The sequence below is a fragment of the Gemmatimonadaceae bacterium genome (assembly GCA_036496605.1).
Classification (GTDB): domain Bacteria; phylum Gemmatimonadota; class Gemmatimonadetes; order Gemmatimonadales; family Gemmatimonadaceae; genus AG2.
In genome coordinates, this window is sequence record DASXKV010000035.1 from 43,390 (window position 1) to 66,841 (window position 23,452).

The window sequence follows — 23,452 nt, forward strand, 5'->3', positions numbered from 1 at the left end:
GGCTCCAGGCTGACAGCTCGGAAGATTGTCGCCCATTCGACGCGCCGTTCTCGACGCGCCGTTCTCGACGCGCCCCTCTCGACGCGCCCCTCTCGACGCGCCCCTCTCGACGCGCTCTTTTCGACGCGCTCTTTTCGACGCGCTCTTTTCGACGCGCTGTTCTCGACGCGCTGTTCTCGACGCGCTGTTCTCGACGCGCCGTTCTCGACGCGCCCTCTCGACGCGCCCCTCTCGACGCCCTCCGGCCCTTCACCCTTCAATGGCGGAATTGTCTCTTACCCGTCAGCACCATCGCGATCCCCCTCTCGTTCGCTGCGGCAATCACCTCGCCATCACGGACGGATCCGCCGGGCTGGACGATCGCGGTCACACCGGCTTCGGCAGCTTGATCGACGCCGTCGCGGAAGGGGAAATACGCGTCGGAGCCCAGGACCGCGCCCTTCGTGTCCAGTCCTTGCTGCTGAGCCTTGTGTACCGCGAGAAAGGCGGCGTCGACGCGCGACATCTGTCCGGCGCCGATGCCGATCGTTGCGCCGTCGCGCGCGAGCACAATCGCGTTCGATTTCACGGCCGCCACCGCGCGCCAGACGAAAAGAAGATCGCGGCGCTCGTCGGCCGTCGGCTCACGCGTCGTCGCAAGCTTCCACCCTTCGTCGTCGATCACGGTATGGGGACGCTCCTGCACCAGCACGCCGCCGCGTACGCGCTTGTAGTCCAGCGCGTGCGTGGGCCACGACGCGCGACCCTCGAGCACGCGCAGGTTCTTCTTGCGGCCGAGAATCTCGACGGCCTCCTCGCTGAACGACGGCGCGACGATGCACTCGACGAACAAGCTCGAGACGGCATCGGCCGTCGCTTCGTCGACGGGCACGGTGAACGCGATCACGGATCCGAACGCGGAGACCGGATCGCACGCCAGCGCTTTTCGATACGCGTCCAACGCACTCGCTCCGACGGCGAGACCGCACGGTGTCGTATGCTTGATGATCGCGCACGCGGTCTCGGCCGCGTACGGATCGACGGTCAGCAACGCACCCTCCAGATCGAGGAGATTGTTGAACGACAACTCCTTTCCACCGCGCTGCACGAGTGACGACAGCCCGGCTGCGGGAAAGTCGACGTAGAACGCCGCGGCCTGATCCGGATTCTCTCCGTAACGCAGCTTCTGCTGTCGAGCGACCGAGAGCGTCACGGTTTCAGGAAACTTTTCCTGTCGCTGCTGGGCGAACCACGCCGCGATTGCCGCGTCGTACCCCGCGGTATGAGCAAATGCTTTCTCGGCGAGCAAACGGCGGAGATCCCAATCGTCGTCTTCGACCTTCAATGCCGCGAGCACGCGCGGGTAGTCGCGCGGCTCGACGACGACCAGCACTGCGTCGAAATTCTTCGCGGCGGATCGCAACATGCTCGGGCCGCCGATGTCGATCTGCTCGATCACTTCCTCCGGACTCACGCCGCTGCGCGCGGCCGTGGCGCGGAAGGGGTACAGATTCACAGCGACGAGATCGATTGGCGAGATCTTTTCGGCCTCGAGCGTCTTCATGTGCTCGGGGTTATCGCGTCGCGCGAGCAAGCCCCCGTGCACCGCGGGATGCAGCGTCTTTACGCGCCCATCGAGCATCTCGCGTACGCCGGTGATGTCACTGACGTCGCGCGGCGCGAGGCCGGCGTCACGCAACGCGCGCGCGGTGCCGCCGGTCGATACGATCTCCCATCCGAGCTCCACAATGCCGCGTGCGAAGTCGACGACGCCGGTTTTGTCGGAGACGGAGATGAGCGCGCGCATCAGCGGGCGCCTCCACCAGTCATCGCGAGCGCCGCGATTATTCGCGAGAGCGAATGAATGTCGCGAAGGTCGAGCAGCTCGGCAGGGGAGTGGCTGTATCGTGAGGGCCAACCCAGCGGATCATCGAGCGCGCCGTAGTGTGCGAGCTCGGAGCCGTCGTTGCCGCCATTCGTCGTTCCAACCTGCAATGGGATGCGGTTGATGCGCGCCAGTCTCGTTATGCGGTCGACTTCCTCAGGGGGCGTCACGCTCGAGTTGTCCAGCGCTCGCGCCACGGCGCCCTCGCCGAGTTTCGCGTCTGCAAAACGCGAGCTCTCGAGCGGCGAATCGCTCGAGACGAAGGTATCGATCGCGTAGACGCGGCTCACGCTTGGTCCGAACTCCGCTGCGAGACCTCGCGCGCCCTCGAGGCCGCTCTCCTCGCGCACTGACCAGGCGAAGATCACTTTGTGATCGAGCTTCGCGCGTTCGATCGACTCGAGGGCGATCAGCATCGCGGTGTCGCCCGCCCGGTCGTCGATCGAGCGCGCGGTGAAGCGGGTGGTCGCAAGCCGTGCCGAGCATTTGTAGCTCGTGACAGCGTCCCCGATTGTAACGCCCGCCTTCACGAGGGCCGCCGAGTCGAGGCCGAACCAGGCGGTGAGCTGCGTTGGCTGTTTGTGCGGCGCGCTGTCTCGGGGAACGAAGACGCCACGGAGCGGTCCTTCGCGCGCGGCGCCGCATGACCGAGCGTCACGGGCCGGGATCTTGTCATCGTTGCGATGCAGCAGCGCCGTCTGACCTTCCCAGAGAGACTCGAAGAAGCCACCGCGCGTCCGCAGCGACACCGTGCCGTCCTTCGCGATATGTGAGACCTCGAAACCGACTTCGTCCATGTGCGCGACGAAAACGGTGGTGTCGCGATCGGGGCCCATCGCGAGATACAGATTGCCAGCGCTGTCGGTGACGACGGAATCGCGCGCCCAGGCCGGCAGTGCTTCTTTCACGGCGTCGCGCATCGCCGCTTCGTGGCCAGCCACGCCGTAGACGTCGGCGAGGCGGCCGAGCAGGTCTGCATAACGAGAGAGGCTATCGTGCAGCACCGAGGGCGGTGGCGGGGCCCAGACGCGCGCGAGCATGATCGGCGGCGGCGTGCCTGGGATGCCGGCCAACCTCGCCACGGTGGTAAAGAGATCGCGGAGGTCTTCCTCGCTGATGCTCTCGACGAGGGTACCCGTCCAGCGCGTCTGCGGCACGGCGGCCAGCGATGTCGTCACCTGCACGCGTGGCATCGCACTCCAGGGACTCGCGCGCGGTCCGGCCAACATCGTTCCCGCGCGCGCGAGCGCCTCGTCGAGCACGATGAGCGTATCGATCTGGCCGAGCCGCGCGAGCACGGCGCTCAATCCCGTGAAGTTGAATCGGCTCTGCGTGCTCACGACGAAGATGGTCTCGCCGGACTTCGGCGCAGCCGCCTGGCTCGCGGCGACGATGGCGGCGCATGACGCGCGATTCGCGGCACCGGGCCCGGCGACGTGGTCCGCGAATGTCCATGACGGCCACTCGCGATGCACGGCATCGAGGATCTGGATGCCAAGGTGCGCGACGTCGGCGCGAGAGCGCGCGCCGATGTCGATCCAAAGATCCTCAACACCCGCCGGCGTATCCTCAGCGGACCGGCGGCGCCAGAGGTGTGTGCTGCGGACGCCGACGACGCCGGGAATGTATCGCTCCACATCGCCGGCGTGGCCGACGACGTACACGCGTTGCCCCTCGTGGAACTGGTCCCACAATGCACCGCGGCGCCCATTCCCGGCTGGATGCACTCTGAGGTAGCCCTCGTCGGTAATCTCACTCACGGCGTAGCCGACCTCGTCGATGCCGCAAGCGAGCACGCGGCGCGGCTTTCCCGAGCCGACGCGCCTAACGAGATTGCCGAGGGCATCGCGCGCGAAGCCGCGCGTCGCCGACTGAATGCGACCCGTGGCCTGGTCCTCGTTGCCGGGCGTCGCCGGAACCGCGATCCATGTCGTGAGCGCGTGCGCATACGTGAGCTTGTCCTGAGCATGCGACGGCGCCGCAAGCGTCGTCGTCAGCGCCGCCGCGAAGAGCAGAGCGCACCCGTCAGCAGGCAAGCGCGCGATCGATGGCTTCGGCAAGGCAATCATCCTTTCGTGAGAGCATGGTAAACTCGGCGTCGCGTGGCCCGGTCACGCACGGCCCGACCTCGCATGACGCCAAGGTCACGCGTCCTCCGGCAACGGCATCGACGACGCGCGGATAGAGCAGGTGCTCGACACGCAGCACGCGCGCCGCGAGCGAGCCGCAGTCGTCACCGGCGAGAACCGGCACCGGCCACTGCGCAATGATCCGCCCACGGTCGTACACTTGGTCGACGAAGTGGACGGTGACGCCCGTGACCGTCACGCCTGCGGCGAGCACGGCATCATGCACTCGCCGGCCATACATCCCGGGTCCTCCGAACGAGGGAAGCAGCGATGGATGGACGTTGACGATCCGGCCTGCATAACGAGTAACGACGGCCGTCGGCACGTACCGCAGGTATCCGGCGAGCGCCACGAGCTCGACCGCGTGTTCGGCGAGCACCGCCTCGAGATCGAGGCCGGCTCGCTCCTGCGCAGCGGCGATGGTCGCGACCGCGATCCCGCGCGCGCGCGCTCGAGCGAGCGCACCCGCGTCGGCGCGATCGCTCGCGACGACGACGACCTCACCGCAGCGTCGTTCGCCGAGATGCTCGAGATGCTCGAGGATCGCTTGAAGATTCGTCCCGCCGCCGGATGCGAGCACGGCGATGCGCGTTCGGGTCACGGCGCGGAAAGTAGGCACCACCACGGTGCAGTGGCTAGTGGAGTGGCTCGTAGAGCGTCGAGGCCAGGACTCGTTCCACTGCTTCGGCGAGAGACATGACCAACTCCACTCCTGCACCCTCGGCGCGCTCGCGCTCGTCGAGGCGCGTGTCGTCGTCGACGATCAGCATCGGGCGCCCGCCCAGCGCGACTCCGGGCGCGACGTCGCGCCACCGATCGCCGATGTAGGTCGAGCGCTCGAGATCGAGATGCAGATCGTTGGCGGCCTGACGGAACAACAGCGTGCCCGGCTTTCGGCAGTCGCATTCGCCGTCGAAATCGGGATGATGCGGACAGACATACGTCGCGTCGACGTGCGCGCGATGCTCCGCGAGCAGCTCGGCCATTCGTGAGGCGACGCGGTCGTAATCCGCCCGGCTCAGCAAGTGACGCGCAATCCCCGATTGATTCGTGACGACAATGACTGGCACGTGGGCCCGATTGAGTTGCGCAATCGCGGCCCCGGCGCCCGGGCGTAGCGCAACGAGCTTCGGATCGGCGATGTAGTGGGCGTCGTCGATGATCGTTCCGTCGCGATCCAGAAACGCCGCCGCGCGGGGGACCGACGTACTCACGAGCGCGTATGCAGTGCTGCGATAAGGGCCGTGGCGAGCGCGCGGTCGTCGCGCGGTAACACGGTGCGCACGTCGAGCAGCATTTTGCCCTCCGCAACGCGACCGATCACGGCGCGCTCGCCAAGTCGAAGCGTGTTCTCCAGCGCGGTCGCGTCGCGGGCGAGCGAGAGTGCGACGGACGGAATCTTCGCCGTGGGGAATGCACCTCCACCAACGCTGGCCTCGCTGTCTGCGATCTCGATGAATCCAGCGAATGCGCCGAGCGCGTCACTCAGCGCCTGGGCACGCCGGCGCAGACCGTCGATCGATGCGCCCAGCATCGCGAGCACGGGGACGTCGCGCATGGCCTGCGCGGGCTCGCGATACAACGCCAACGTTGCCTCGAGCGCCGCGAGCGTGAGTTTGTCCACGCGATACGACCGCGCGAGCGGATTCCGGCGTAACGAGGCGATTGCGTCTCGCTCGCCGACGATCAGTCCGGCTTGTGGTCCGCCAAGCAGCTTATCGCCGCTCATCGTAACGAGCGTCGCGCCCGCGCTGAGCGCCTCGCGCGCTGTCGGCTCGCCCGTTAGGCCGAAGGCCTCGAGCGAGATGAGCAGGCCGCTGCCGAGATCGTGAATGATGGGCACGCCCGCACCCACGGCGATCGGTTGCAGCTCGGCGACCGACGCCTCGGCCACGAATCCCTCGATCGCGAAGTTGCTGCGATGGACCTTGAGCAGGGCGCCAATCGCGTTCGGGTCGCCTAACGCGCGACGGTAGTCGTCGACGTGCGTCCGATTGGTCGTGCCGACCTCGACGAGCCGCGCACCGCTTCGCTCCATGATTTCGGGAATGCGGAAGCTGCCACCGATCTCCACCATCTCGCCGCGCGAAATGATAGCGCCGCGTCGATCGGCGAACGTGTTGAGCGCGAGGACGAGCGCCGCTGCGCAGTTGTTGACGACGAGCGCGTCTTCGGCGCCGGTGAGCTCGCGCAGGAGCGCGGCGCAGTGCACGTAGCGAGAACCGCGAGCGCCGGTCTCGATGTCATACTCGAGATTGGAGTAGCCACTGGCGACCGACGCGATTGCGGCGACGGCGGCTTCGGGAAGTGGCGCGCGGCCGAGGTTCGTGTGCAGCACAACGCCGGTCGCGTTGATGACCGGCCGCAGGGATGGACGTACGATGCGCGCCAGCTCACGATCGACGGCCGCCACCCATGCATCCTCGTCATGCGGAGCGCCGTCGCCTACGCGCGCGGCGTCGATGACGGCTCGGACCGCATCGACGACGCTCGCCCGCGGCGCCCGCTCGAGCAACGCGTGCATGCCCGGCATCTCGAGCAGCGTGTTGACGCTCGGCAAGCTGCGCCGCGGGTCGGCGTTAGGCGCGGACGCGCCGCGAATCATCGGTGACTCGGTGGCCTGCGAGGAGGCGCCGTGCGCGTCGTGTCGCGAACCCGCGTCGAATCACGCTTGAGAGAGTCCTTCGCAGTTGGCAGCGGCACCTTCGGCATCGTCACCGTCCGCGTGCTGGTTCCGGCGCGCCCAACGATGTTCCGAACGTTGCGCGCCGTGACGCGATATGTCACCCCCGGTTCGAGCAGCGCCGGCGACGCGATCTTGAGCAGCACCGTACTCTCCGGTCCCGGCACCGATGGTTTCGGCGGTGGTGGCGCGGTCCCAATGCGCGGCACGAGTCGCGGTCCGGCCGGCTGTCCTGCCGGCGCGCGCGCCGGCGTTGGTGCTGGGAGCGGCACGATCGACGGTGGTGCACCCGGCGGTGCCGCGGCGCGCACCGGAATGGTATCGCGCCGTGCGGTTGTGTCGCGCCGTACGGTTGTGTCCCGCCGCGCGGTGCTATCGCGTCGCGTCGAGTCGCGCCGAGCCGCACTATCTGCAGCGGCCCGCGCTCCAATCACCGACGCGATCGCAACCTGCGTCGAATCGGATTTCTGGAGCCGAAAGAGCGCCGGCGTCAATGGCATTTTTGGATCGAGTGCCCGATCGAATGTCACGCGCATCGTCGCGCTGTCTTCGCGCGACGCCGCCGTCATGCGCGGCGGGAACGTGTCTCGCGAGATCGCGAGCAGCTCGACGACGGGGCGTACCTGGCCGATGATGACCGTGGCGCTGTCCCACATCTCGGCATTGTCGAGGATTCGATTGTTGTTGCGATCGAGAAAGCCCAGGAGCGTGTAACGTCCGGGTTTGAGCGGACCCACCACGTACTGGCCTAACGAGTCGGCCGCCGTGATGTACAGGACGCTATCGGGTCGCGAGATGGCCTCGATGAGTGCGCCCCCCGCTGGACGCTCGGCCGTCCAATCGAAGATGGTTCCGAGGATACCAAACTGCGGAATCGTCGCGCCGGTCGAAAACACGGTGGCACCGCCTTGCTTCATCTGATTTCCGCGGACGTCAGCGAGTCCCGGCAGCAACGTTACGGTGTAGGCAGTGTTCGCGCGAAAGCCGTGTCGCGGCCGCACGTCGATCCGATCGCGATGCCAGTTCACGCGCGGATCCCCGTCTGTCGGCGAGATGAGGAAAAACCGATCGAGCTGTCCACCGCTCGGATTGTCGTTAATGACCTTGTTGAACTCGAAGCGAACCGAGCCCGCACGCTGGTTCACGCTACCGGATTCCGGCGTCACCAGGGTCACTCGGGGCGGTGTCGGGTCGACGGGACCACCCGGTGGCCCGAGCCCGCCGCGATTCGCGCATCCGAACGTCAACACGGCGCCGAGCGCGCCGACGAGCCAGCGCGTCAGGTGCCGCACAACGCTCGCACCTTCTCGGTGAGTTGCCCACGCTTCGAGACCATCTCCTCGAGTGTTGCCCGATCGCTGCGGACGACATGCTCCGGCGCGCGCTCCACGTATTTCGGATTCGCTAAACGTTGCTCTCGCGACATGATCTGCTTGTCCAATGCTTCGAGCTCGCCGCGAAGCCGCGAACACTCCTTGTCGACGTCGATCAGCCCCGCGAGCGGTACGATGACTTCGCTCCCGCCGCGCAAGAGCACGTGCGCTGCGCCTTCGGGTCCCTCTCCAACGCCCGACGACACGGTCACGCGCGCTCGCGCCAGGCGCCCGATCGTGTCCGCATTCTCCTCATAGACTCGCGCATCGCTCCTGGCGAGAATGGAGGCATCGAGTGCTTTGCCCGGTGCGACGTTGTAATCGCCGCGAATCTGCCGAATACCAAGCACCGCGTCGCGAACGAGCTCGAAGTCCGCGCCTCTCGGGGCTCCGTCCCGAGACGTTCCCCCCGGCCAGCTGGCGCGCACGAGATTTTCTCCCGCGGACCGCCCCGGCAGCTTCTGCCACAACGCCTCGGTAATGAACGGTACGATCGGATGGAGCAGGCGGAGCGCACCGTCGAAGACATGCAGCAGCACCGAGCGCGCGACCTCGCGATCGTTAGGCTCGGCGTCGGGAGCGAGCCGCCCCTTCAGGGACTCGAGGTACCAATCGGCGACCTCGTTCCAGACGAACCGCCGGGCCGACTCGGCGTATTCATTGAGGCGCAGCCCCAGGTAACGCTCGTCTTCACGCCAGATCCGCTTGTCGACGCCATCGGACGGCGCCGTCGGCTGCAGCGGACCTAACGCGGCATCGCACTCCGCGATTGCCGCGTCGAGCCGATCGAGCACCCAGGCGTCCGGCAGCGTCAATTGCCGTTGATCGACGGCGCTCAGTGGTTGAACGGGTGCGTCGCCGAGATTCGAGAGCAGGAACCGGCCGATGTTCCAGAGCTTCGTCGCGAAGTTGCGTCCGGGCGAAAATGACTTCTCGAGATCCGCCGGGTCGAGAATGACGTCGGCGCCGATTCCGAGACCAGCAATGAGCGTCCAGCGAAAGGCGTCGGCCCCATAGAGCGTCACGACGTCCAGCGGATCCACGCCGTTGCCGAGCGACTTCGACATCCGGCGATGCTGGGTGTCGCGTGCCGTGCCGTGCAGGTACACCGTGTGATACGGCGCGCGCCCGAGGAACGCGTAACCGGCCATGATCATGCGCGCGACCCAGAAGAAGAGAATCTCCGGTGCCGTGACGAGCACGTCGGTTGGATAGAAGGCCTTGAGGTCTCGCGCCTCCTCGTTAGGCCAGCCCAGCGTCGACAAGGGCCAGAGCCAGGATGAGAACCACGTATCGAGCACGTCCTCATCCTGCCGCACGGGACCCTCGCAATACGGACAACGAGCGACATCCTCGCGACTGACGATGACATTCTGCGGTGGATCGCAGTCGTCGCAATACCAGACCGGAATTCGGTGACCCCACCAGAGCTGTCGCGAGATGTTCCAGTCGCGGATGTTCTCCATCCAGTTCACGTACACCGCTTCCCACCGTTCGGGCAGGATGCGGATCGCTCCGGTGCGGACGGCCGCGAGCGCCGGCTCCGCGAGGGGCGCCATCTTGACGAACCATTGATCGGACAGGCGCGGCTCGACCACCGTATCGCAACGATAGCAGTGCCTAACGGCATGCTCGTGCGTTTCGACGCGAGCGAGAGCGCGCTCGGCCTCGAGCAGCCCGACGATCCGGTCGCGTGCCTCGAAGCGATCCAATCCCTGCAGCTCGGCGGGCACACGCCCGGCGGAATCGCGCTCCTCGCGCATCGTGCCGGTCTCGTCGATCACGACGGGAGCGGACAACCCGTGGCGCTTCCCCACGTCGAAATCGTTCGCGTCGTGCGCCGGTGTGATCTTGACCACGCCCGTACCAAACTCCGGATCGGCATAGTCGTCCGCAATGATCGGGATATCGACGTGCACGATCGGAAGCCGCACGGTTTTCCCGATCAGCGCGCGATATCGCTCGTCCTTCGGATTCACCGCGACGGCGACATCGGCGAGCATCGTCTCCGGCCGCGTCGTCGCAATCGTGACGCTGCGCGATGGATCGTCGGAGAGCGGATACTTGATGTGAAACAACGAGCCCGGCTCGTCCTGAAATTCCGCTTCCTCATCGCTCAGCGACGTGAGACAGCGCGGGCACCAGTGAATCACGCGGTGGCCCTTGTAGATCAGGCCGCGCTCGTACAGGCGCACGAACGACTCACGCACCGCGCGCGACAGCTCCGGCGAGAGCGTGTACGCCGTGCGATCCCAGTCGGCCGACGCCCCGATCGCGCGCAGCTGTTTGAGAATGACGCCGCCCTTCTCCTCGACGAACGCTCTCGTCCGCATTACGAACGTCTCACGTCCGAGATCGAAGCGCGTCTTTCCCTCCTGAGCGATCAGCCGCTCGACGACGTTCTGCGTCGCGATGCCGGCGTGATCCGTCCCAGGGACCCAGAGTGTTTCAGTCCCACGCATCCGCGCCCAGCGAACGAGGACATCCTGCACGGTGTAGGTGAGCCCATGACCGACGTGGAGAATGCCGGTCACGTTAGGCGGCGGCATGACGATGGTGAAGGGCGCGCGATCGCCGCCGATGCGCGACGATCGCGTCGCATCGGCCGCAAACGACCCGTGCTCCAACCACTGTTCGTAGACCTCGGACTCCGTTGTCGCGGGGTCGTATCTGTCAGGGAGCTCAGTCATGAATGGCAGAAAAGTAAACGAGCCGCATCGCTGCGGCTCGCTGATGGTCGGACAGGAACGAGGACTTACTATGTGCGACTCGTGTCGCCAAAGTCCGTGCGTTCGCCGCCGGGTTCGCGGGCCGCGTCGACACGCGCGCCTTGTACATCGACGTCGCGTCCACGCGCTACGTGATCTGCCTTGGGTACACCAGTCGGCGCGACTGGTGCGCCGCCTGTGCGATCGCCGCGAACGGTGCGCTTGCCGCCGCCGCGACGTCGCTCCGCGAGCCCTTCGGTGTCGTCCGCCGCGTTGCGAAGCTCGGCTTCCGTACTCATCCACCGATCCTCGAGCTCCACTTTCGGCGACGCATGACGATCGGGTTCCTGTGACGTCCCCTGACGCCGGCGACCAGTCCCAACGGTGCGTCCTTCCCAGCCAGTCTCCGTCAGCGACGGATCGCCCTGCCGCACGCGGCGCGAGGATTCGCGAAGCCGGCGCTCTTCGTCGCCAATGGACATGCGGTTCACGACCGTGTCGACGTCGGGCACCCCGCGGGCGATCGTGACCGCGTGCTCGGCTTCGTCGTCGGACTCTACCCAGCCCGCGAGCTCGATGATTCCATCACCGATCGATCCGATGTCGACTGCGCGCTCGCTGAGGATCGGGTCGTTGCGGAATGCTTCGAGCACGCGCTCTTCGAGCGACTCGTCGGACTCCTCCGACTCGAGCTCGTCCTCTTCGTACTCCTCGAGCTCTTCGTCCTCGGCCTCTGGCGCTGCCGCGAAGAAGCGACCGCCAGCGCGCCTTCGAATCTTCGAGGTGAGTCCGCCGAATCCACCAACCCGCTGCGCGACGAACATGCCCGCGGCAAATCCAGCAAGCGCGCCCACCAAGACGCCTACAATCGTGCCGGTCGACGACTCGTCATCGCGATAGCGGAATGGTGACATCGTCAGGTGTCCCTGTGGCGGAGGTAATTGACAAAGGGTAACTTACGCGCACAATCGTCTAGCGACAGGCGTGCAAGAAGAAGGCCACCTACGGTTCCTCAACTCATCGCATTTTTCGACGTCTCATGGCCGATTCACAACTCGATACTTCCGCATCCGCGAAGGAGGAGCGTCCGTCGATCGTTCGCTTCTCGCTATGGGCCGCCGTGGCGATCGCGTTGATCGTCGGTCTCGTGCTGTTCTTCCGCTACACGCGGTTGTTGACGCCACTGCTGTAGCATACCGGCATCGCCGCTATTCGCCCTCGAGGCGTCGCCGCGGCGACGCCTCGTTTGACGTGGTAGTTGGTAGTTGGTCGTTGGTCGTTGGTCGTTGGTCGTTGGTTATTGGTAATTGCTAGCGACGAGCCACGAACCACCAACCACCAACCACCAACCACCAACCACCAACCACCAACCACCAACCACCAACCACCAACCACCAACCACCAGCAACCAGCCACCAATGCAAACCGACGAGATCACACTCACGCTTCCCGATGGCGCCACTCGCACGGTGTCGCGCGGGACGCTGCCGAGTGAAGTCGTGCGGTCGATCGGTGAGCGGTTGTTGCGCGACGCGATCGCCGTCGAGATCGATGGCCAGATTCAGGATCTCATGACGCCGCTCCGATCGAGTGGATCCTTCCGCGTCCTGACGCGGAAAGATCCACGCTCGCTCGAGGTGCTTCGTCACTCGGCGGCGCACGTTCTCGCGACTGCCGTGCGTCGTCTCCGTCCCGAGGCGAAGATCGGGTTCGGTCCGGCGATCGAGGATGGCTTCTACTACGACTTCGAGGTCGACAAGCCCTTCACACCCGAGGATCTCGCCGCCTTCGAGGCGGAGATGAGCAAGGTTGCCGAGGAGAAGTACCCCTTCGTGCGCGCAGAAGTGTCGCGCAAAGACGCGCAGAGGATTTTTGTTGAGGATCCACTCAAGTTAGAGCGGCTCGGCGAACTCGGTGACGGCGAGGTGATCTCGACGTACACTGATGGTCCGTTTGTCGATCTGTGTCGTGGACCGCACGTGCCAGATACCTCGTACGTGCGTGCTACCAAACTGACCTCCGTAGCTTCCGCGTACTGGCGCGGCGACGAGAAGCGCCAGCAGTTGCAGCGTATTTACGGCACCGCGTGGTGGAAGCAGGAGGATCTCGATGCGTATGTCTTCCGCACCGAGGAAGCGAAGCGTCGCGATCATCGCAAGCTCGGTCGCGAGCTCGATCTCTTCCTGATGAGTCCTGTCTCGCCCGGTGCCACCTTCTGGACCGAGCGCGGGACGTTCCTGTATAACACACTCGTCGACTTCATTCGCGAGCGTCAACGCGGACAGTTTCAAGAGATCAAAACTCCGCTCATCTACAACAAGGCGCTCTGGGAGCAGTCGGGTCACTGGGGCAAGTATCGCGAGAACATGTTCCTCATACTCGACAAAGAGACGAATGAGCACGACATGTCGCTCAAGCCGATGAACTGCCCGTCGCACTACGTGCTGTACCTCTCGAAGCGGCATTCGTACCGCGAGCTGCCCAAGCGCTTCGTGACCTTCGACGTGCTGCATCGCAACGAGGTGACAGGCGCCCTGTCCGGACTCACTCGCGTTAGGCAGTTCCAGCAGGACGACTGCCACGTCTTTCTGCGCGAGGATCAGATCGAGCAGGAGGTCAAGTTCCTGATGGGCTTCATCCTCGCCTACTACGCGACGTTTGGTCTGACGGCGCAGGTGCGTTTCGCGACTCGGCCGCCGGTGCGGCTGGGCGACGATGCGCTCTGGGATCGCGCCGAGGCGGCGCTCAAGGCGGCGCTCGACGCCACGGGCGCCGCGTACGAGCTCAAGCCTGGCGACGGTGCGTTTTACGGCCCCAAGATCGATTTCGATGTCACCGACTCGTTAGGTCGCGCCTGGCAGCTGGGGACGATCCAGCTCGACTACAACGCGCCGGAGCGGTTCAACCTGCTCTATGTCGGCGAGGACAACGCCGAGCACCGTCCGGTGGTGATTCACCGCGCGGTGAGCGGCTCGCTCGAGCGATTCATCGCGATCCTCATCGAGCACTTTGCGGGTGCGTTCCCGGTGTGGCTGGCACCGGAGCAGGTGCGCGTGTTGCCGATCTCCGACGAGGTGAAGGAGGTCGCGGCGAAGATCGCGGTCGAGATGCGTGCGGCGGGCTTGCGCGCGTCGCTCGACGACCGTTCGGAAACACTCAACTATCGAATTCGTGACGGCGAGGTAATGAAGGTCCCGTACATGGCCGTTGTCGGCAAACGCGAAGCGGAGGCGGGAACCATCGCCGTGAGGGCGCGCGGGGCGGGGAAGAAGCAGGAGATCGTCCCGGTCGCGGAGTTCATCGAACGCATCAGGCGGGAGTCGGAGACGCGTGCACTGAGTACGTGAACGGCGGGAACCACGTGTGAAGCGGTTCCCGCCCTTCGATCCCGCATTAGCTTGAACGGCATGAGCACCCCAGTAATCCTCGCTGCCGCCCGGACGCCGATCGGCAAGTTCCTGGGCGGGTTATCAACGCTGTCTGCCCCCGAGCTCGGCGCTGCGGCCATCCGCGCTGCCGTCGAACGTTCCCGCGTTCCCGCGGACGACATCGACGAAGTCATCATGGGCAACGTCATCCAGGGCGGCGTCGGCCAGGCACCCGCGCGCCAGGCGGCCCTCAAAGCAGGTCTCCCTTCGAGCGTTTCGGCGCTCACCGTCAACAAAGTCTGCGGCTCTGGACTCAAGGCGGTGATGCTCGCCGCGCAATCGATTCGCGCCGGTGACGCCGAAGTCGTCGTCGCCGGCGGTCAGGAGTCGATGTCCAACGCGCCGTACTATGTCTATGGTTTGCGCAATGGCGTGAAGCTCGGCGATCAGCAGATGGTCGACGGCATGATCAAGGACGGCCTCTGGTGCGCCTTCTGCGACGTGCACATGGGCGGACACGCCGAGTATACGGCTCGTAAAGCACACGTCACGCGCGACATGCAGGACGACTTTGCCGTCGAGTCACATCGACGCGCTGCCGCCGCGATCGAGCGCGGCAAGTTCAAGGCGGAGATCACGCCAGTTTCGGTGCCGGGTCGCAAGGGTCCAACCGTCGTCGACACCGACGAAGGCCCGCGCAAGGACACAACGCGCGAGTCGCTTGCCAAGCTGCGTCCTGCATTTCCGCAGCAGGGCACGGCGGCCGAGCAACTCACGGTCACCGCCGGCAACGCATCGAGCCTGAACGATGGCGGCGCAGCGACCGTCGTCGCGAGTGAGGAATACGCCCGGGCTCATGGCCTTTCGATTCTTGCGCGGATCACGGGCTACGCAACTGGTGCGACGAATCCGGAAGATCTATTCTTCGCCCCGATTTACGCCGTGCGGAACCTGATGGCGAAGACAGGTACTCGTATCGGCGACTACGATCTCATCGAGGCGAATGAGGCCTTTGCCTCTCAGGCGATCGCCGACGGCCAGGAGCTTGGCTGGGACTGGAGTCGCGTCAACGTCAACGGCGGCGCGATTGCGCTCGGCCATCCGATCGGGGCGAGCGGGGCGCGGGTGTTGACGACGCTCCTCTATGCCATGCAGGATCGTGGAGCGCGCACCGGCCTCGCGACACTCTGCCTCGGCGGCGGCGACGCTGTTGCTCTGAGCGTCGAACGTGTCGATTGATGAAGCTCTAAAGCCCCCTGGCCCCTACCCCAGCGTCCGTCGATGAGTACTCTCTTAACTCCCGTCCGTTCTGCGCGCGATACCCGCGTCGCCCTCGTCGGCATCACCGGCTTCGCGATCGCGCTCGCCGCCGCGTCGCAGGTCGCGATTCCGCTGCCGTTGACGCCCGTGCCAATCACGTTGCAGCCGCTCGTGGTCGCACTCGCTGGCCTGATGCTCGGGCCAACCGCGGGCGCCGCGAGCATGGTCCTCTATCTCGCCGCGGGCGCCGCCGGATTGCCCGTGTTCGCACCGATCGGCGCGCCGGGTATCGCACGCTTTTTCGGACCCACCGGCGGTTATCTCATCGCTTATCCCGCGGCCGCCTTCGTTGCTGGAGTGCTCGCCCGCCGTGAGCCGAGTCTGGTCGGCCGCTGGCTCGCGGCCACCGCTGGCGTCGTCGTGATCCTCTTCGGCGGCGTCGCACAGCTCGCGATCGTCAGTCAGAGCGTCGGCCGAGCGATAGCTATTGGGCTCACGCCCTTTGCGCTGCTCGATATCGTCAAGGCGTTCGTCGCCGCGCTCATTGCCGGACGTCGCCTCCCGAGCATTCGTCAGGCAGATTGAACGCTCGTGCATGGCTGTTCACGGCCGAGGGCCGGCTCCGCGCCCCTTGGCGGCTTCTCTTTTTCCTCGCGGCCACGTACTGCTGCGGACTCATCGCATCGATCGTAATCGCGCCGGCAATAGCATTTCTGTATTCAGTCACGCGGCTGCGCCTCTCGTCGGAAGGGTGGATCATCGTCGCCGCGCTCGTTGGCGGACACGCCACAACCCTGCGCTTCGTCGATAATCGGCCATGGTCCGATGTATGGATGGACCGGCGCGCCGCCCACCCCGCGCTTCTTGCGCGGGGCTTCTTGTTTGGGGCCTTCGCCATCGCGCTCCCGACGCTCTTCCTCATCGCCATTGGGTGGATGACTCTGCGTTCGAGCGCCAGCGGCTCCCTCGGGGGAGCGGCGCTTCGTGTTTCGATGGTCCTGCTTCCCGCTGCCTTTTACGAGGAGCTCGCGACGCGCGGCTACATCTTCACCGTGTTGCGAGAAACATTCGGTTGGCGTACGACGCTCATCGCGACCAGCGTGATCTTTGGGCTACTGCATCTTCAGAACTCGGGGGCGAACGTCGAGTCGATCACCCTCGTCATCCTCGCTGGCGTCTTTCTCGGTGGGCTGCTCGTCGCGACGAGAAGCTTGTACGCAGCGTGGATGGCCCACTTCGCGTGGAACTGGACGATGGCGGTGGTCTTTCACACCGCCGTGAGCGGGCTGGCCCTCGAATCGCCGGACTATCGTTATGTAGATGCCGGTCCCGACTGGGCAACTGGCGGAGTGTGGGGGCCCGAAGGCGGCGCAGCGGGTGGACTCGGGATGTTGGGCGGACTCGCCTACCTTTATGCGCGACGCAATTCACGCCGACGAGAACTTCCCGACGAATGACCACGACCGAACAAATCGCCGTACTCGGCGCGGGCCAGATGGGCAACGGTATCGCCCACGTCTTCGCGCAGAGCGGCTTTGCGGTGACCATGATCGACGTCTCGAACGACGCGCTTGCCAGGGGCCGGGCGACGATCGCTTCGAACCTCGAGCGACAGATCAAGAAGGGCTCACTCGTTGCCGATCAGAGGGACTCGATTCTTAGCCGCGTGACCACCGCATCATCGACCGAGGCGGTGGCTGATGCTTCTCTGGTGATCGAAGCCGTCACCGAGAATCGTGAGCTCAAATTCAAGATCTTCGGTGATCTCGATCGACGCGCGCGCTCCGACGCGATTCTCGCGTCGAACACGAGCTCCATCTCGATTACCGAGATCGGTGCGCGCACTCGCCGCCCCGAACTCGTCATCGGCATGCATTTCATGAATCCGGTGCCCGTGATGCAGCTCGTGGAAGTGATCCGCGGTCTTGCGACTTCGCAGGAGACGACGACGCGGGTGCTCGCACTGAGCAAGGCCGTCGGAAAGACGCCCGTCGAGGTGCAGGATTATCCAGGCTTCGTGGCGAATCGCGTGCTGATGCCGATGATCAATGAGGCCGTGTATTGTCTGATGGAGGGTGTCGGCAGCGCTGAGGCGATCGACACCGTAATGAGGTTGGGTATGAATCATCCGATGGGCCCGCTCGCGCTGGCGGACCTCATCGGACTCGATACCTGCGTCGCCATCCTCGAGGTGCTGCACGAGGGTCTCGGCGATCCCAAGTATCGCCCGTGTCCGCTACTCAGGAAATACGTTGCGGCAGGGTGGCTGGGACGAAAGACGAAGCGAGGATTTTACGCGTACTGAGGTTGTTGGTGGTTGGTGATCGGTGGTTGGCGGGTAGGGACTGCCGGAACGAAGCGCTGGCAAATCCGAACGCACCAATCACCAACCACCAATCACCAATCACAAATCACGACCATGGCTTGGGCTCTAACTCCGCTAACTGAAGAACAACGCGAGATACAGCGCGTCGCGCGCGATTTTGCGCAGCGAGAGATCGCGCCCAACGTCGATCGGTGGGATCGCGACCAGCAGTTCGACCCGGCGATGGTGGGGAAGCTGGGCGAGCTTGGCTTCCTGGGGATGCTTCTCCCGGAGGAGCACGACGGCCTCGGCCTCGATATGCTCACGTATCTCGTCGCGCTCGAGGAGATCGCGACCGTGGACGCGTCGATCGCGGTGATGATGAGCGTTCACAACTCGCTTCCGACGCAGATGATTCTTCGCTGGGGAAGCGAGGAGCAGAAGAAACGGTATCTGGGTCCGATGGCGCGGGGCGAGCAGCTCGGCGCCTTTGCACTTTCGGAACCGGACGCGGGCTCGGACGCTGCGTCGCTCCGCGCTCAGGCCGTGCGCGATGGTGAGTGCTGGGTGTTGAATGGCACGAAGGCGTGGGTGACGAGCGGTACGCAGGCAGGTGTCATCCTCGCGATGGTTCGCACCGACACGCCGAAGGACCGTCGCGGTGCACGCGGCATCAGCGCGTTCATCATCACGCCGGATTTGGCGGGGTTCAGCGTCGGCAAGAAAGAAGACAAGATGGGACTTCGCTCGTCGCCCACGGTGCAGATCAGCTTCGACAATTTGCGCGTGCCGGCGGCGAATCTCCTGGGAGAGGAAGGCAGCGGTTTCATTTATGCGATGCAGTCGCTGGACAATGGCCGGCTCGGGATCGCGGCGCAGGCAATCGGGATTTCCGAAGCAGCGTTGCGCCTCTCGTCTCGCTATGCGGCAGAGCGGCGCCAGTTCGGTAAGCCGATCAAGGAATTTCAGGCAATCCAGTTCAAGCTCGCCGACATCGCGACGCGCGTGAGCGCTGGCCGAGCGCTCCTCCACGCCGCGGCGACGGCGAAGGATCGTGGAGAACACGTGAGGCAGTTCAGCGCGATGGCGAAATTGTTCGCGAGCGAGACGGCGATGGCGGCGACGTCGGAGGCGATCCAGATCTTCGGCGGCTACGGCTATGTGAAGGACTATCCTGTGGAACGCCTCTTTCGCGACGCGAAGGTTACCGAGATCTACGAAGGCACGTCCGAAATTCAGAGAATTGTCATTGCGCGCGAGTTGTACTCGCGTAGCACATAATCACTGGTGCTAGGCCCCCAAGCCCTAGCCCCTAGCCCCCTGTTTCCGATGGAAACATCAACACTTGAAGGTCCAGTTCAGTCGGCGCCGATGCCGGGCATGCAACTCTTCGAAACCATCGCCAGCATGGGGCACGAGCAGCTCGTGCTCTGCCAGGATGCAGCGTCCGGCTATCGCGGTATCATCGCCGTCCACAGCACGGTGCTCGGTCCCGCGTTAGGCGGCACGCGCTTCTGGAGCTACGCCACCGATGACGAGGCCATCGTCGACGCGCTGCGGCTCGCGCGTGGGATGACGTACAAGAACGCGGTCGCCGGGCTCAATCTCGGCGGCGGCAAGTCGGTCATCATCGGCGACAACAAGACGACGAATCGCGAGCTGCTCTTTCGCGCGCACGGGCGCTTCGTCGAGAGCTTGGGCGGCAGATACATCACCGCGGAGGATGTCGGTACGAGTACCGCCGACATGGACTTCGTCCACATGGAGACCGATTACGTCACCGGTCTCGCGGGCAGGTCGGGAGATCCATCGCCCGTCACGGCGCACGGGGTGTTCCGCGCGATCCAGGCAGCGGCGAAGGAGCGCTGGAATAGCGACGACGTCTCGGGACGCACGATCGCGCTCCAGGGCTGCGGCCACGTCGGTTACTATCTTGCTAAAGAGCTGCACGAGGCCGGTGCGCGGCTCGTCGTCACCGACATCGATGCCGAGCGCGTGAAGCGTGTGACGAACGAGTTCGGGGCGCGCGCCGTCGCGTCCGAAGATATCTACGCCGTCCAGGCGGACGTCTTCGCGCCGTGCGCGTTAGGCGCGATCATCAACGACAAGACGATTGCGCAGCTCAAGGTCGAGATCGTCGCCGGCGCGGCGAACAATCAGCTGCTCGACGAGCGCCACGGCGAAGAGCTCGAGGATCACGAGATTCTCTATACGCCCGACTACGTCGCCAACGCCGGCGGTGTGATCAACGTCTACAGCGAGCTGGCCGGCTGGACGTCGGCGCGCTCTTTCCGAAAAGCCGACGAGATCTACGACACGGTGCTGCGCGTCTTCGCGATCGCCAAGGACGAGCGCATCCCCACCTACCTCGCCGCCGACCGCCTCGCCGAGCAGCGCATTCACGCCGTGAACGCGATGGTGCGTACCTGGCCGCAGTGGCCGAACAAATAGGTGGTTGGCCGCGGGTGGTTGGTCGTTGGTGAACACCAACAACCAACTACCAACCACCAGAAAATCCATTGATGCCTCCAATTCTGATCGCCTCCGACCACGCCGGGTTCGAGCTCAAGGAAAAGCTCGAGCGATGGCTTCGCGAGACGGGCTACACGGTGAAGGATCTCGGTACCAATGGCGAGGAGTCCACCGACTATCCTGACTACGCCCATCCTCTCGCCCAACAAGTCTCCGATGGCGTTGCCGACCGGGGCGTTTTACTCTGTGGGACGGGGCTCGGTATGAGCTACGTCGCGAATCGGTATCCGCATGTTCGCGCCGCCGTCGCCTGGTCGCCGGAGGTTGCCGAGCTGGCGCGGCGGCACAACGACGCAAATGTTCTCGCGCTACCTGCCCGCTTCCTCTCCGAGGCTGAGGCGCGCCAAATTCTCCAGACGTGGCTGGACACGCCGTTCGAGGGTGGCCGGCACGAACGCCGCATCGAGAAGATCGAACGCGACGCCGCGAGCACGGCGGCTGCGCATAACGAGGGACGGTCTCAACCTACGGAGACGCGTTGATGACGAATTGGTCGAGTTGGGATCGGTGCCCGCCCGGTGACGCGCTGCGCGCCGCCGATCCGGATATTGCTGATCTCATCGAGAGGGAGATTCAGCGGCAGAACGAAGGGCTCGAGCTGATCGCGAGCGAGAACTTCGTTTCGCCGGCCGTACTCGAAGCAATGGGCTCACCGCTCACGAACAAGTACGCGGAAGGATTGCCGGGAAAACGGTACTACGGCGGCTGCGAGGTGGTCGACGAAGTCGAGCAGCTCGCGATCGACCGTGCGAAAGAGCTGTTCGGCGCCGATCATGCGAACGTGCAGCCGCACTCGGGCGCGCAGGCGAATTACGCGGCAATGATGGCTTTCATAAAACCCGGCGACACCTTCTTGGGCATGGATCTCTCTAATGGAGGTCATCTGACCCATGGCTCGCCGGTGAACTTCTCGGGAATGTTGTTTCGCGCCGTCTCCTACGGTGTTACCGACGACGGCTTTCTCGATTATGACGACGTGCGCCGCAAGGCGCGAGAGCATCACCCGCGTTTGGTGCTGGCTGGTTACAGCGCGTATTCTCGGATACTCGATTTCGCGGCCTTCGCGGAGATCGCGAAAGAGATCGGCGCCATCTTCATGGTCGACATGGCGCACTTCGCAGGACTCGTCGCCGCGGGCGTGCATCCGTCGCCTGTGCCGCACGCCGACATCGTGACGACGACGACGCACAAGACGCTCCGTGGCCCGCGCGGTGGACTCATTCTTTGCCGAGCGGCGCATGCGAAGGCGATCGACAAGTCGTTATTCCCCGGCTCGCAGGGCGGGCCGCTCGAGCACGTCATCGCCGCCAAGGCCGTCTGCTTTCGCGAAGCGCTCGACCCCGCGTTCAAACGATATGCCAGTCAGATCGTCACGAACGCGAAGGCGCTCGCCGCCGCGCTCGCCGAGCGAGGCTTCCACATCGTCTCCGGCGGGACGGATAATCACCTCATGCTCGTCGATCTGCGCAACAGAGGCCTAACGGGAAAGATCGCGCAGAACGCGCTCGACAATTCTGGAATAACCGTCAACAAAAATACCGTTCCGAAAGAAACCCAGTCGCCATTCGTGACGAGCGGCATCCGAATCGGAACCCCCGCGGTTACAACACGCGGAATGAGAGAAGGCGAGATGCGACGCATCGCGGATCTGATAGATCGGGTGCTCCGAGCGCCGGAAGATCAAAACGTGCTAAACGCGGTCCGAGGCGAGGTCCGCGAGCTCGCGAACGCATTCCCACTCTATCCGGTGTCGGCGACCGCCGGCCGGTGAGCACGCCCGACGCGCTCGCTCGCCTCGCCGCGCTGCCGGCGGAGCCGCTCTTCGCTCCGCCGTCGCCCCTCGACGAGGCGAAGCGTCTCCGAGCGGCGCTTGGTCCGAACGCGCCGCGCATTTTCGTCAAACGGGACGACGCCATTCCATTCGGCTTCGGCGGCAACAAGATTCGCAAGCTCTCCCTCGTCGCCGTCGAGGCGCGAGCGCGTGGTGCCGACACGCTGATCACCGTCGGTGGCGTGCAGTCGAATCACATGCGGGCAACGGCCTCGACGGCCGCTCGGCTCGGTATGCAATGCGTTCTCATCGCGAACGGTTCACCGCCGCCGGTGCCACGCGCCAATGCATTGCTCGACGCGCTCCTCGGCGCCGAGATCCAATACGTGGCGTCGCGTGAGCAACGTGCGACGACGATGCAAACGCTCGCCTCGCGTATGCGCGTCGACGGTCGCAAGCCATTCGAGATACCGCTCGGTGCATCGACACCAGTCGGCGCGGCCGCGTTCGTACGCGCTATTGGTGAACTGAAGTCGCAGCTTCCTGCGGGTGTGGTGCCCGACGCGATCATTCATGCAACGTCGTCAGGCGGTACGCAGGCCGGATTGACGGCTGGATGCGCGCTCCACGGCGTGTCGACTCGAGTCGTCGGCGTTAGCGCCGATGATCCGGCGTCGGCGATCGAGGCGACGGTGCGCGGCGTCATCGATGGTCTCGGAACGCTCGCCGGGGTGGACGGCCCCGCGTTGGCGCGCAGCGTGCACGTGACCGTCGACGACACGTTCGTCGGCGACGGCTACGGGATCGCGACACCTGCGTCACGGGAGGCGCAGAGCCTTGCTGCGCACACCGAGGCGCTCTTCGTCGATCACACTTATACCGCCAAGGCGCTGGCAGCTCTCATCGCGTACGTTCGCGCTGGCAGGTTCCGCGCCGAGCACACGATCGTCTTCTGGCATACAGGCGGTCAAGTCGGACTTTTCGCTTGACACGCTGAAGCAAACGAGGGAGTTGTGAACCTGGCGGACAGCCCACATCTTTTCAGTCGAACGAAGGGAGCGAGCGAGCACAGTGGCCGAGTTGGCGTTTCGAGATGGGATCATGGACCGCATCCGCATGCGGGAATCGCGCTTCGACGAGCGCGCGTATCTCTTCGTCCTCACGGCCCTCGAGTATTGTCAGCAACGCCTGCCGGAGCGACGCCACATCAATGGACGCGAGCTCGCGATCGCCTGTCGTGAGCTCGCAGTTGACCATTACGGCGTCCTCGCGCGGCTCGTGCTCGAACATTGGGGAGTTCGCACGACGGCGGACATCGGTAATGTCGTGTTCACGCTCGTCGACCTCGAGCTGCTCATGAGTCAACCGTCCGACACGCGCGAAGAATTCATCGGCGTCTACGACTTCGAGGAGTCGTTCGAGCGCGAATATCCATGGTGTGGGGTGCAGCCCGTCTAGG

At 64.9% G+C, this 23,452-nt stretch carries 20 protein-coding genes; 12 read left to right on the forward strand and 8 right to left on the reverse strand.

Annotated features, from left to right (window positions below):
* Positions 1 to 256: 256 nt before the first annotated feature.
* The 8 genes from purH to VGH98_13880 form a co-directional block, all read right to left on the reverse strand.
* On the reverse strand, positions 257 to 1,786 hold the full coding sequence (gene purH, locus VGH98_13845; protein HEY2377054.1) for a bifunctional phosphoribosylaminoimidazolecarboxamide formyltransferase/IMP cyclohydrolase: 1,530 nt from the start codon (positions 1,784 to 1,786) through the stop codon (positions 257 to 259).
* Positions 1,786 to 3,924 carry a M20/M25/M40 family metallo-hydrolase gene (locus VGH98_13850; GenBank protein HEY2377055.1) on the reverse strand — a complete coding sequence of 713 codons (2,139 nt, stop codon included), beginning with the start codon at positions 3,922 to 3,924 and terminating at the stop codon, positions 1,786 to 1,788. Before VGH98_13850 ends, purH begins: the two co-directional genes overlap by 1 nt.
* Entirely contained in the window at positions 3,890 to 4,594 is a 705-nt protein-coding gene (gene purN, locus VGH98_13855) for a phosphoribosylglycinamide formyltransferase (protein HEY2377056.1), read from the reverse strand. Before purN ends, VGH98_13850 begins: the two co-directional genes overlap by 35 nt.
* Positions 4,595 to 4,628: 34 nt before the next feature.
* Positions 4,629 to 5,207 (reverse strand): HAD-IIIA family hydrolase, encoded by a 579-nt coding sequence (locus VGH98_13860; GenBank protein ID HEY2377057.1) that lies wholly within the window; start codon positions 5,205 to 5,207, stop codon positions 4,629 to 4,631.
* A complete protein-coding gene (selA, locus tag VGH98_13865) occupies positions 5,204 to 6,598 on the reverse strand; it encodes an L-seryl-tRNA(Sec) selenium transferase (protein ID HEY2377058.1) in 1,395 nt (464 codons plus the stop codon). Before selA ends, VGH98_13860 begins: the two co-directional genes overlap by 4 nt.
* Positions 6,595 to 7,968 carry an Ig-like domain-containing protein gene (locus VGH98_13870; GenBank protein ID HEY2377059.1) on the reverse strand — a complete coding sequence of 458 codons (1,374 nt, stop codon included), beginning with the start codon at positions 7,966 to 7,968 and terminating at the stop codon, positions 6,595 to 6,597. The genes selA and VGH98_13870 overlap by 4 nt, the downstream gene beginning before the upstream one ends.
* The gene (locus tag VGH98_13875) at positions 7,956 to 10,739 is read right to left on the reverse strand and encodes a valine--tRNA ligase (GenBank protein HEY2377060.1); all 2,784 of its coding nucleotides are present in this window, start codon (positions 10,737 to 10,739) and stop codon (positions 7,956 to 7,958) included. Before VGH98_13875 ends, VGH98_13870 begins: the two co-directional genes overlap by 13 nt.
* A 68-nt stretch (positions 10,740 to 10,807) precedes the next feature.
* The gene (locus VGH98_13880; GenBank protein ID HEY2377061.1) at positions 10,808 to 11,671 is read right to left on the reverse strand and encodes a BON domain-containing protein; all 864 of its coding nucleotides are present in this window, start codon (positions 11,669 to 11,671) and stop codon (positions 10,808 to 10,810) included.
* A gap of 125 nt (positions 11,672 to 11,796) precedes the next feature.
* On the opposite strand from VGH98_13880, the gene VGH98_13885 reads away from it, so the two are divergent.
* The 12 genes from VGH98_13885 to VGH98_13940 all read left to right on the forward strand — a co-directional run bounded on the left by VGH98_13885 (position 11,797) and on the right by VGH98_13940 (position 23,451).
* Positions 11,797 to 11,949 carry a hypothetical protein gene (locus VGH98_13885; GenBank protein HEY2377062.1) on the forward strand — a complete coding sequence of 51 codons (153 nt, stop codon included), beginning with the start codon at positions 11,797 to 11,799 and terminating at the stop codon, positions 11,947 to 11,949.
* Positions 11,950 to 12,175: 226 nt separating this feature from the next.
* Positions 12,176 to 14,104, forward strand: a complete 1,929-nt coding sequence (gene thrS, locus VGH98_13890; protein HEY2377063.1) for a threonine--tRNA ligase — start codon at positions 12,176 to 12,178, stop codon at positions 14,102 to 14,104.
* A 60-nt stretch (positions 14,105 to 14,164) separates the two neighbouring features.
* Positions 14,165 to 15,364: an acetyl-CoA C-acetyltransferase gene (locus VGH98_13895; GenBank protein ID HEY2377064.1), complete on the forward strand. Its 1,200-nt coding sequence runs from the start codon at positions 14,165 to 14,167 to the stop codon at positions 15,362 to 15,364.
* 42 nt (positions 15,365 to 15,406) lie between these two features.
* On the forward strand, positions 15,407 to 15,970 hold the full coding sequence (locus tag VGH98_13900) for a biotin transporter BioY (protein HEY2377065.1): 564 nt from the start codon (positions 15,407 to 15,409) through the stop codon (positions 15,968 to 15,970).
* Positions 15,967 to 16,842 carry a type II CAAX endopeptidase family protein gene (locus VGH98_13905; GenBank protein ID HEY2377066.1) on the forward strand — a complete coding sequence of 292 codons (876 nt, stop codon included), beginning with the start codon at positions 15,967 to 15,969 and terminating at the stop codon, positions 16,840 to 16,842. The genes VGH98_13900 and VGH98_13905 overlap by 4 nt, the downstream gene beginning before the upstream one ends.
* Positions 16,839 to 17,690, forward strand: a complete 852-nt coding sequence (locus VGH98_13910) for a 3-hydroxybutyryl-CoA dehydrogenase (GenBank protein ID HEY2377067.1) — start codon at positions 16,839 to 16,841, stop codon at positions 17,688 to 17,690. Before VGH98_13905 ends, VGH98_13910 begins: the two co-directional genes overlap by 4 nt.
* 114 nt (positions 17,691 to 17,804) lie before the next feature.
* Positions 17,805 to 18,971, forward strand: a complete 1,167-nt coding sequence (locus VGH98_13915) for an acyl-CoA dehydrogenase family protein (GenBank protein HEY2377068.1) — start codon at positions 17,805 to 17,807, stop codon at positions 18,969 to 18,971.
* Positions 18,972 to 19,070: 99 nt separating this feature from the next.
* Entirely contained in the window at positions 19,071 to 20,141 is a 1,071-nt protein-coding gene (locus VGH98_13920) for a Glu/Leu/Phe/Val dehydrogenase (protein ID HEY2377069.1), read from the forward strand.
* A 71-nt stretch (positions 20,142 to 20,212) separates the two neighbouring features.
* A complete protein-coding gene (gene rpiB / locus VGH98_13925; GenBank protein HEY2377070.1) occupies positions 20,213 to 20,704 on the forward strand; it encodes a ribose 5-phosphate isomerase B in 492 nt (163 codons plus the stop codon).
* Positions 20,704 to 21,993 (forward strand): serine hydroxymethyltransferase, encoded by a 1,290-nt coding sequence (glyA, locus tag VGH98_13930; GenBank protein ID HEY2377071.1) that lies wholly within the window; start codon positions 20,704 to 20,706, stop codon positions 21,991 to 21,993. Before rpiB ends, glyA begins: the two co-directional genes overlap by 1 nt.
* Complete coding sequence (locus VGH98_13935; GenBank protein ID HEY2377072.1) at positions 21,990 to 22,982, forward strand: pyridoxal-phosphate dependent enzyme; 993 nt, start codon at positions 21,990 to 21,992, stop codon at positions 22,980 to 22,982. The genes glyA and VGH98_13935 overlap by 4 nt, the downstream gene beginning before the upstream one ends.
* Before the next feature lie 112 nt (positions 22,983 to 23,094).
* On the forward strand, positions 23,095 to 23,451 hold the full coding sequence (locus VGH98_13940; GenBank protein HEY2377073.1) for a Minf_1886 family protein: 357 nt from the start codon (positions 23,095 to 23,097) through the stop codon (positions 23,449 to 23,451).
* The last annotated feature ends 1 nt before the right edge of the window (position 23,452 follow it).

Coding starts and splice junctions, on each gene's coding strand:
- purH (HEY2377054.1), bottom strand. CDS start 1,786: ATGCGCGCGCTCATCTCCGTCTCCGACAAAACCGGCGTCGTCGACTTC.
- selA (HEY2377058.1), bottom strand. CDS start 6,598: ATGATTCGCGGCGCGTCCGCGCCTAACGCCGACCCGCGGCGCAGCTTG.
- VGH98_13875 (HEY2377060.1), bottom strand. CDS start 10,739: ATGACTGAGCTCCCTGACAGATACGACCCCGCGACAACGGAGTCCGAG.
- VGH98_13880 (HEY2377061.1), bottom strand. CDS start 11,671: ATGTCACCATTCCGCTATCGCGATGACGAGTCGTCGACCGGCACGATT.
- VGH98_13885 (HEY2377062.1), top strand. CDS start 11,797: ATGGCCGATTCACAACTCGATACTTCCGCATCCGCGAAGGAGGAGCGT.
- thrS (HEY2377063.1), top strand. CDS start 12,176: ATGCAAACCGACGAGATCACACTCACGCTTCCCGATGGCGCCACTCGC.
- VGH98_13895 (HEY2377064.1), top strand. CDS start 14,165: ATGAGCACCCCAGTAATCCTCGCTGCCGCCCGGACGCCGATCGGCAAG.
- VGH98_13900 (HEY2377065.1), top strand. CDS start 15,407: ATGAGTACTCTCTTAACTCCCGTCCGTTCTGCGCGCGATACCCGCGTC.
- VGH98_13910 (HEY2377067.1), top strand. CDS start 16,839: ATGACCACGACCGAACAAATCGCCGTACTCGGCGCGGGCCAGATGGGC.
- VGH98_13915 (HEY2377068.1), top strand. CDS start 17,805: ATGGCTTGGGCTCTAACTCCGCTAACTGAAGAACAACGCGAGATACAG.
- VGH98_13920 (HEY2377069.1), top strand. CDS start 19,071: ATGCAACTCTTCGAAACCATCGCCAGCATGGGGCACGAGCAGCTCGTG.
- rpiB (HEY2377070.1), top strand. CDS start 20,213: ATGCCTCCAATTCTGATCGCCTCCGACCACGCCGGGTTCGAGCTCAAG.
- glyA (HEY2377071.1), top strand. CDS start 20,704: ATGACGAATTGGTCGAGTTGGGATCGGTGCCCGCCCGGTGACGCGCTG.
- VGH98_13940 (HEY2377073.1), top strand. CDS start 23,095: ATGGACCGCATCCGCATGCGGGAATCGCGCTTCGACGAGCGCGCGTAT.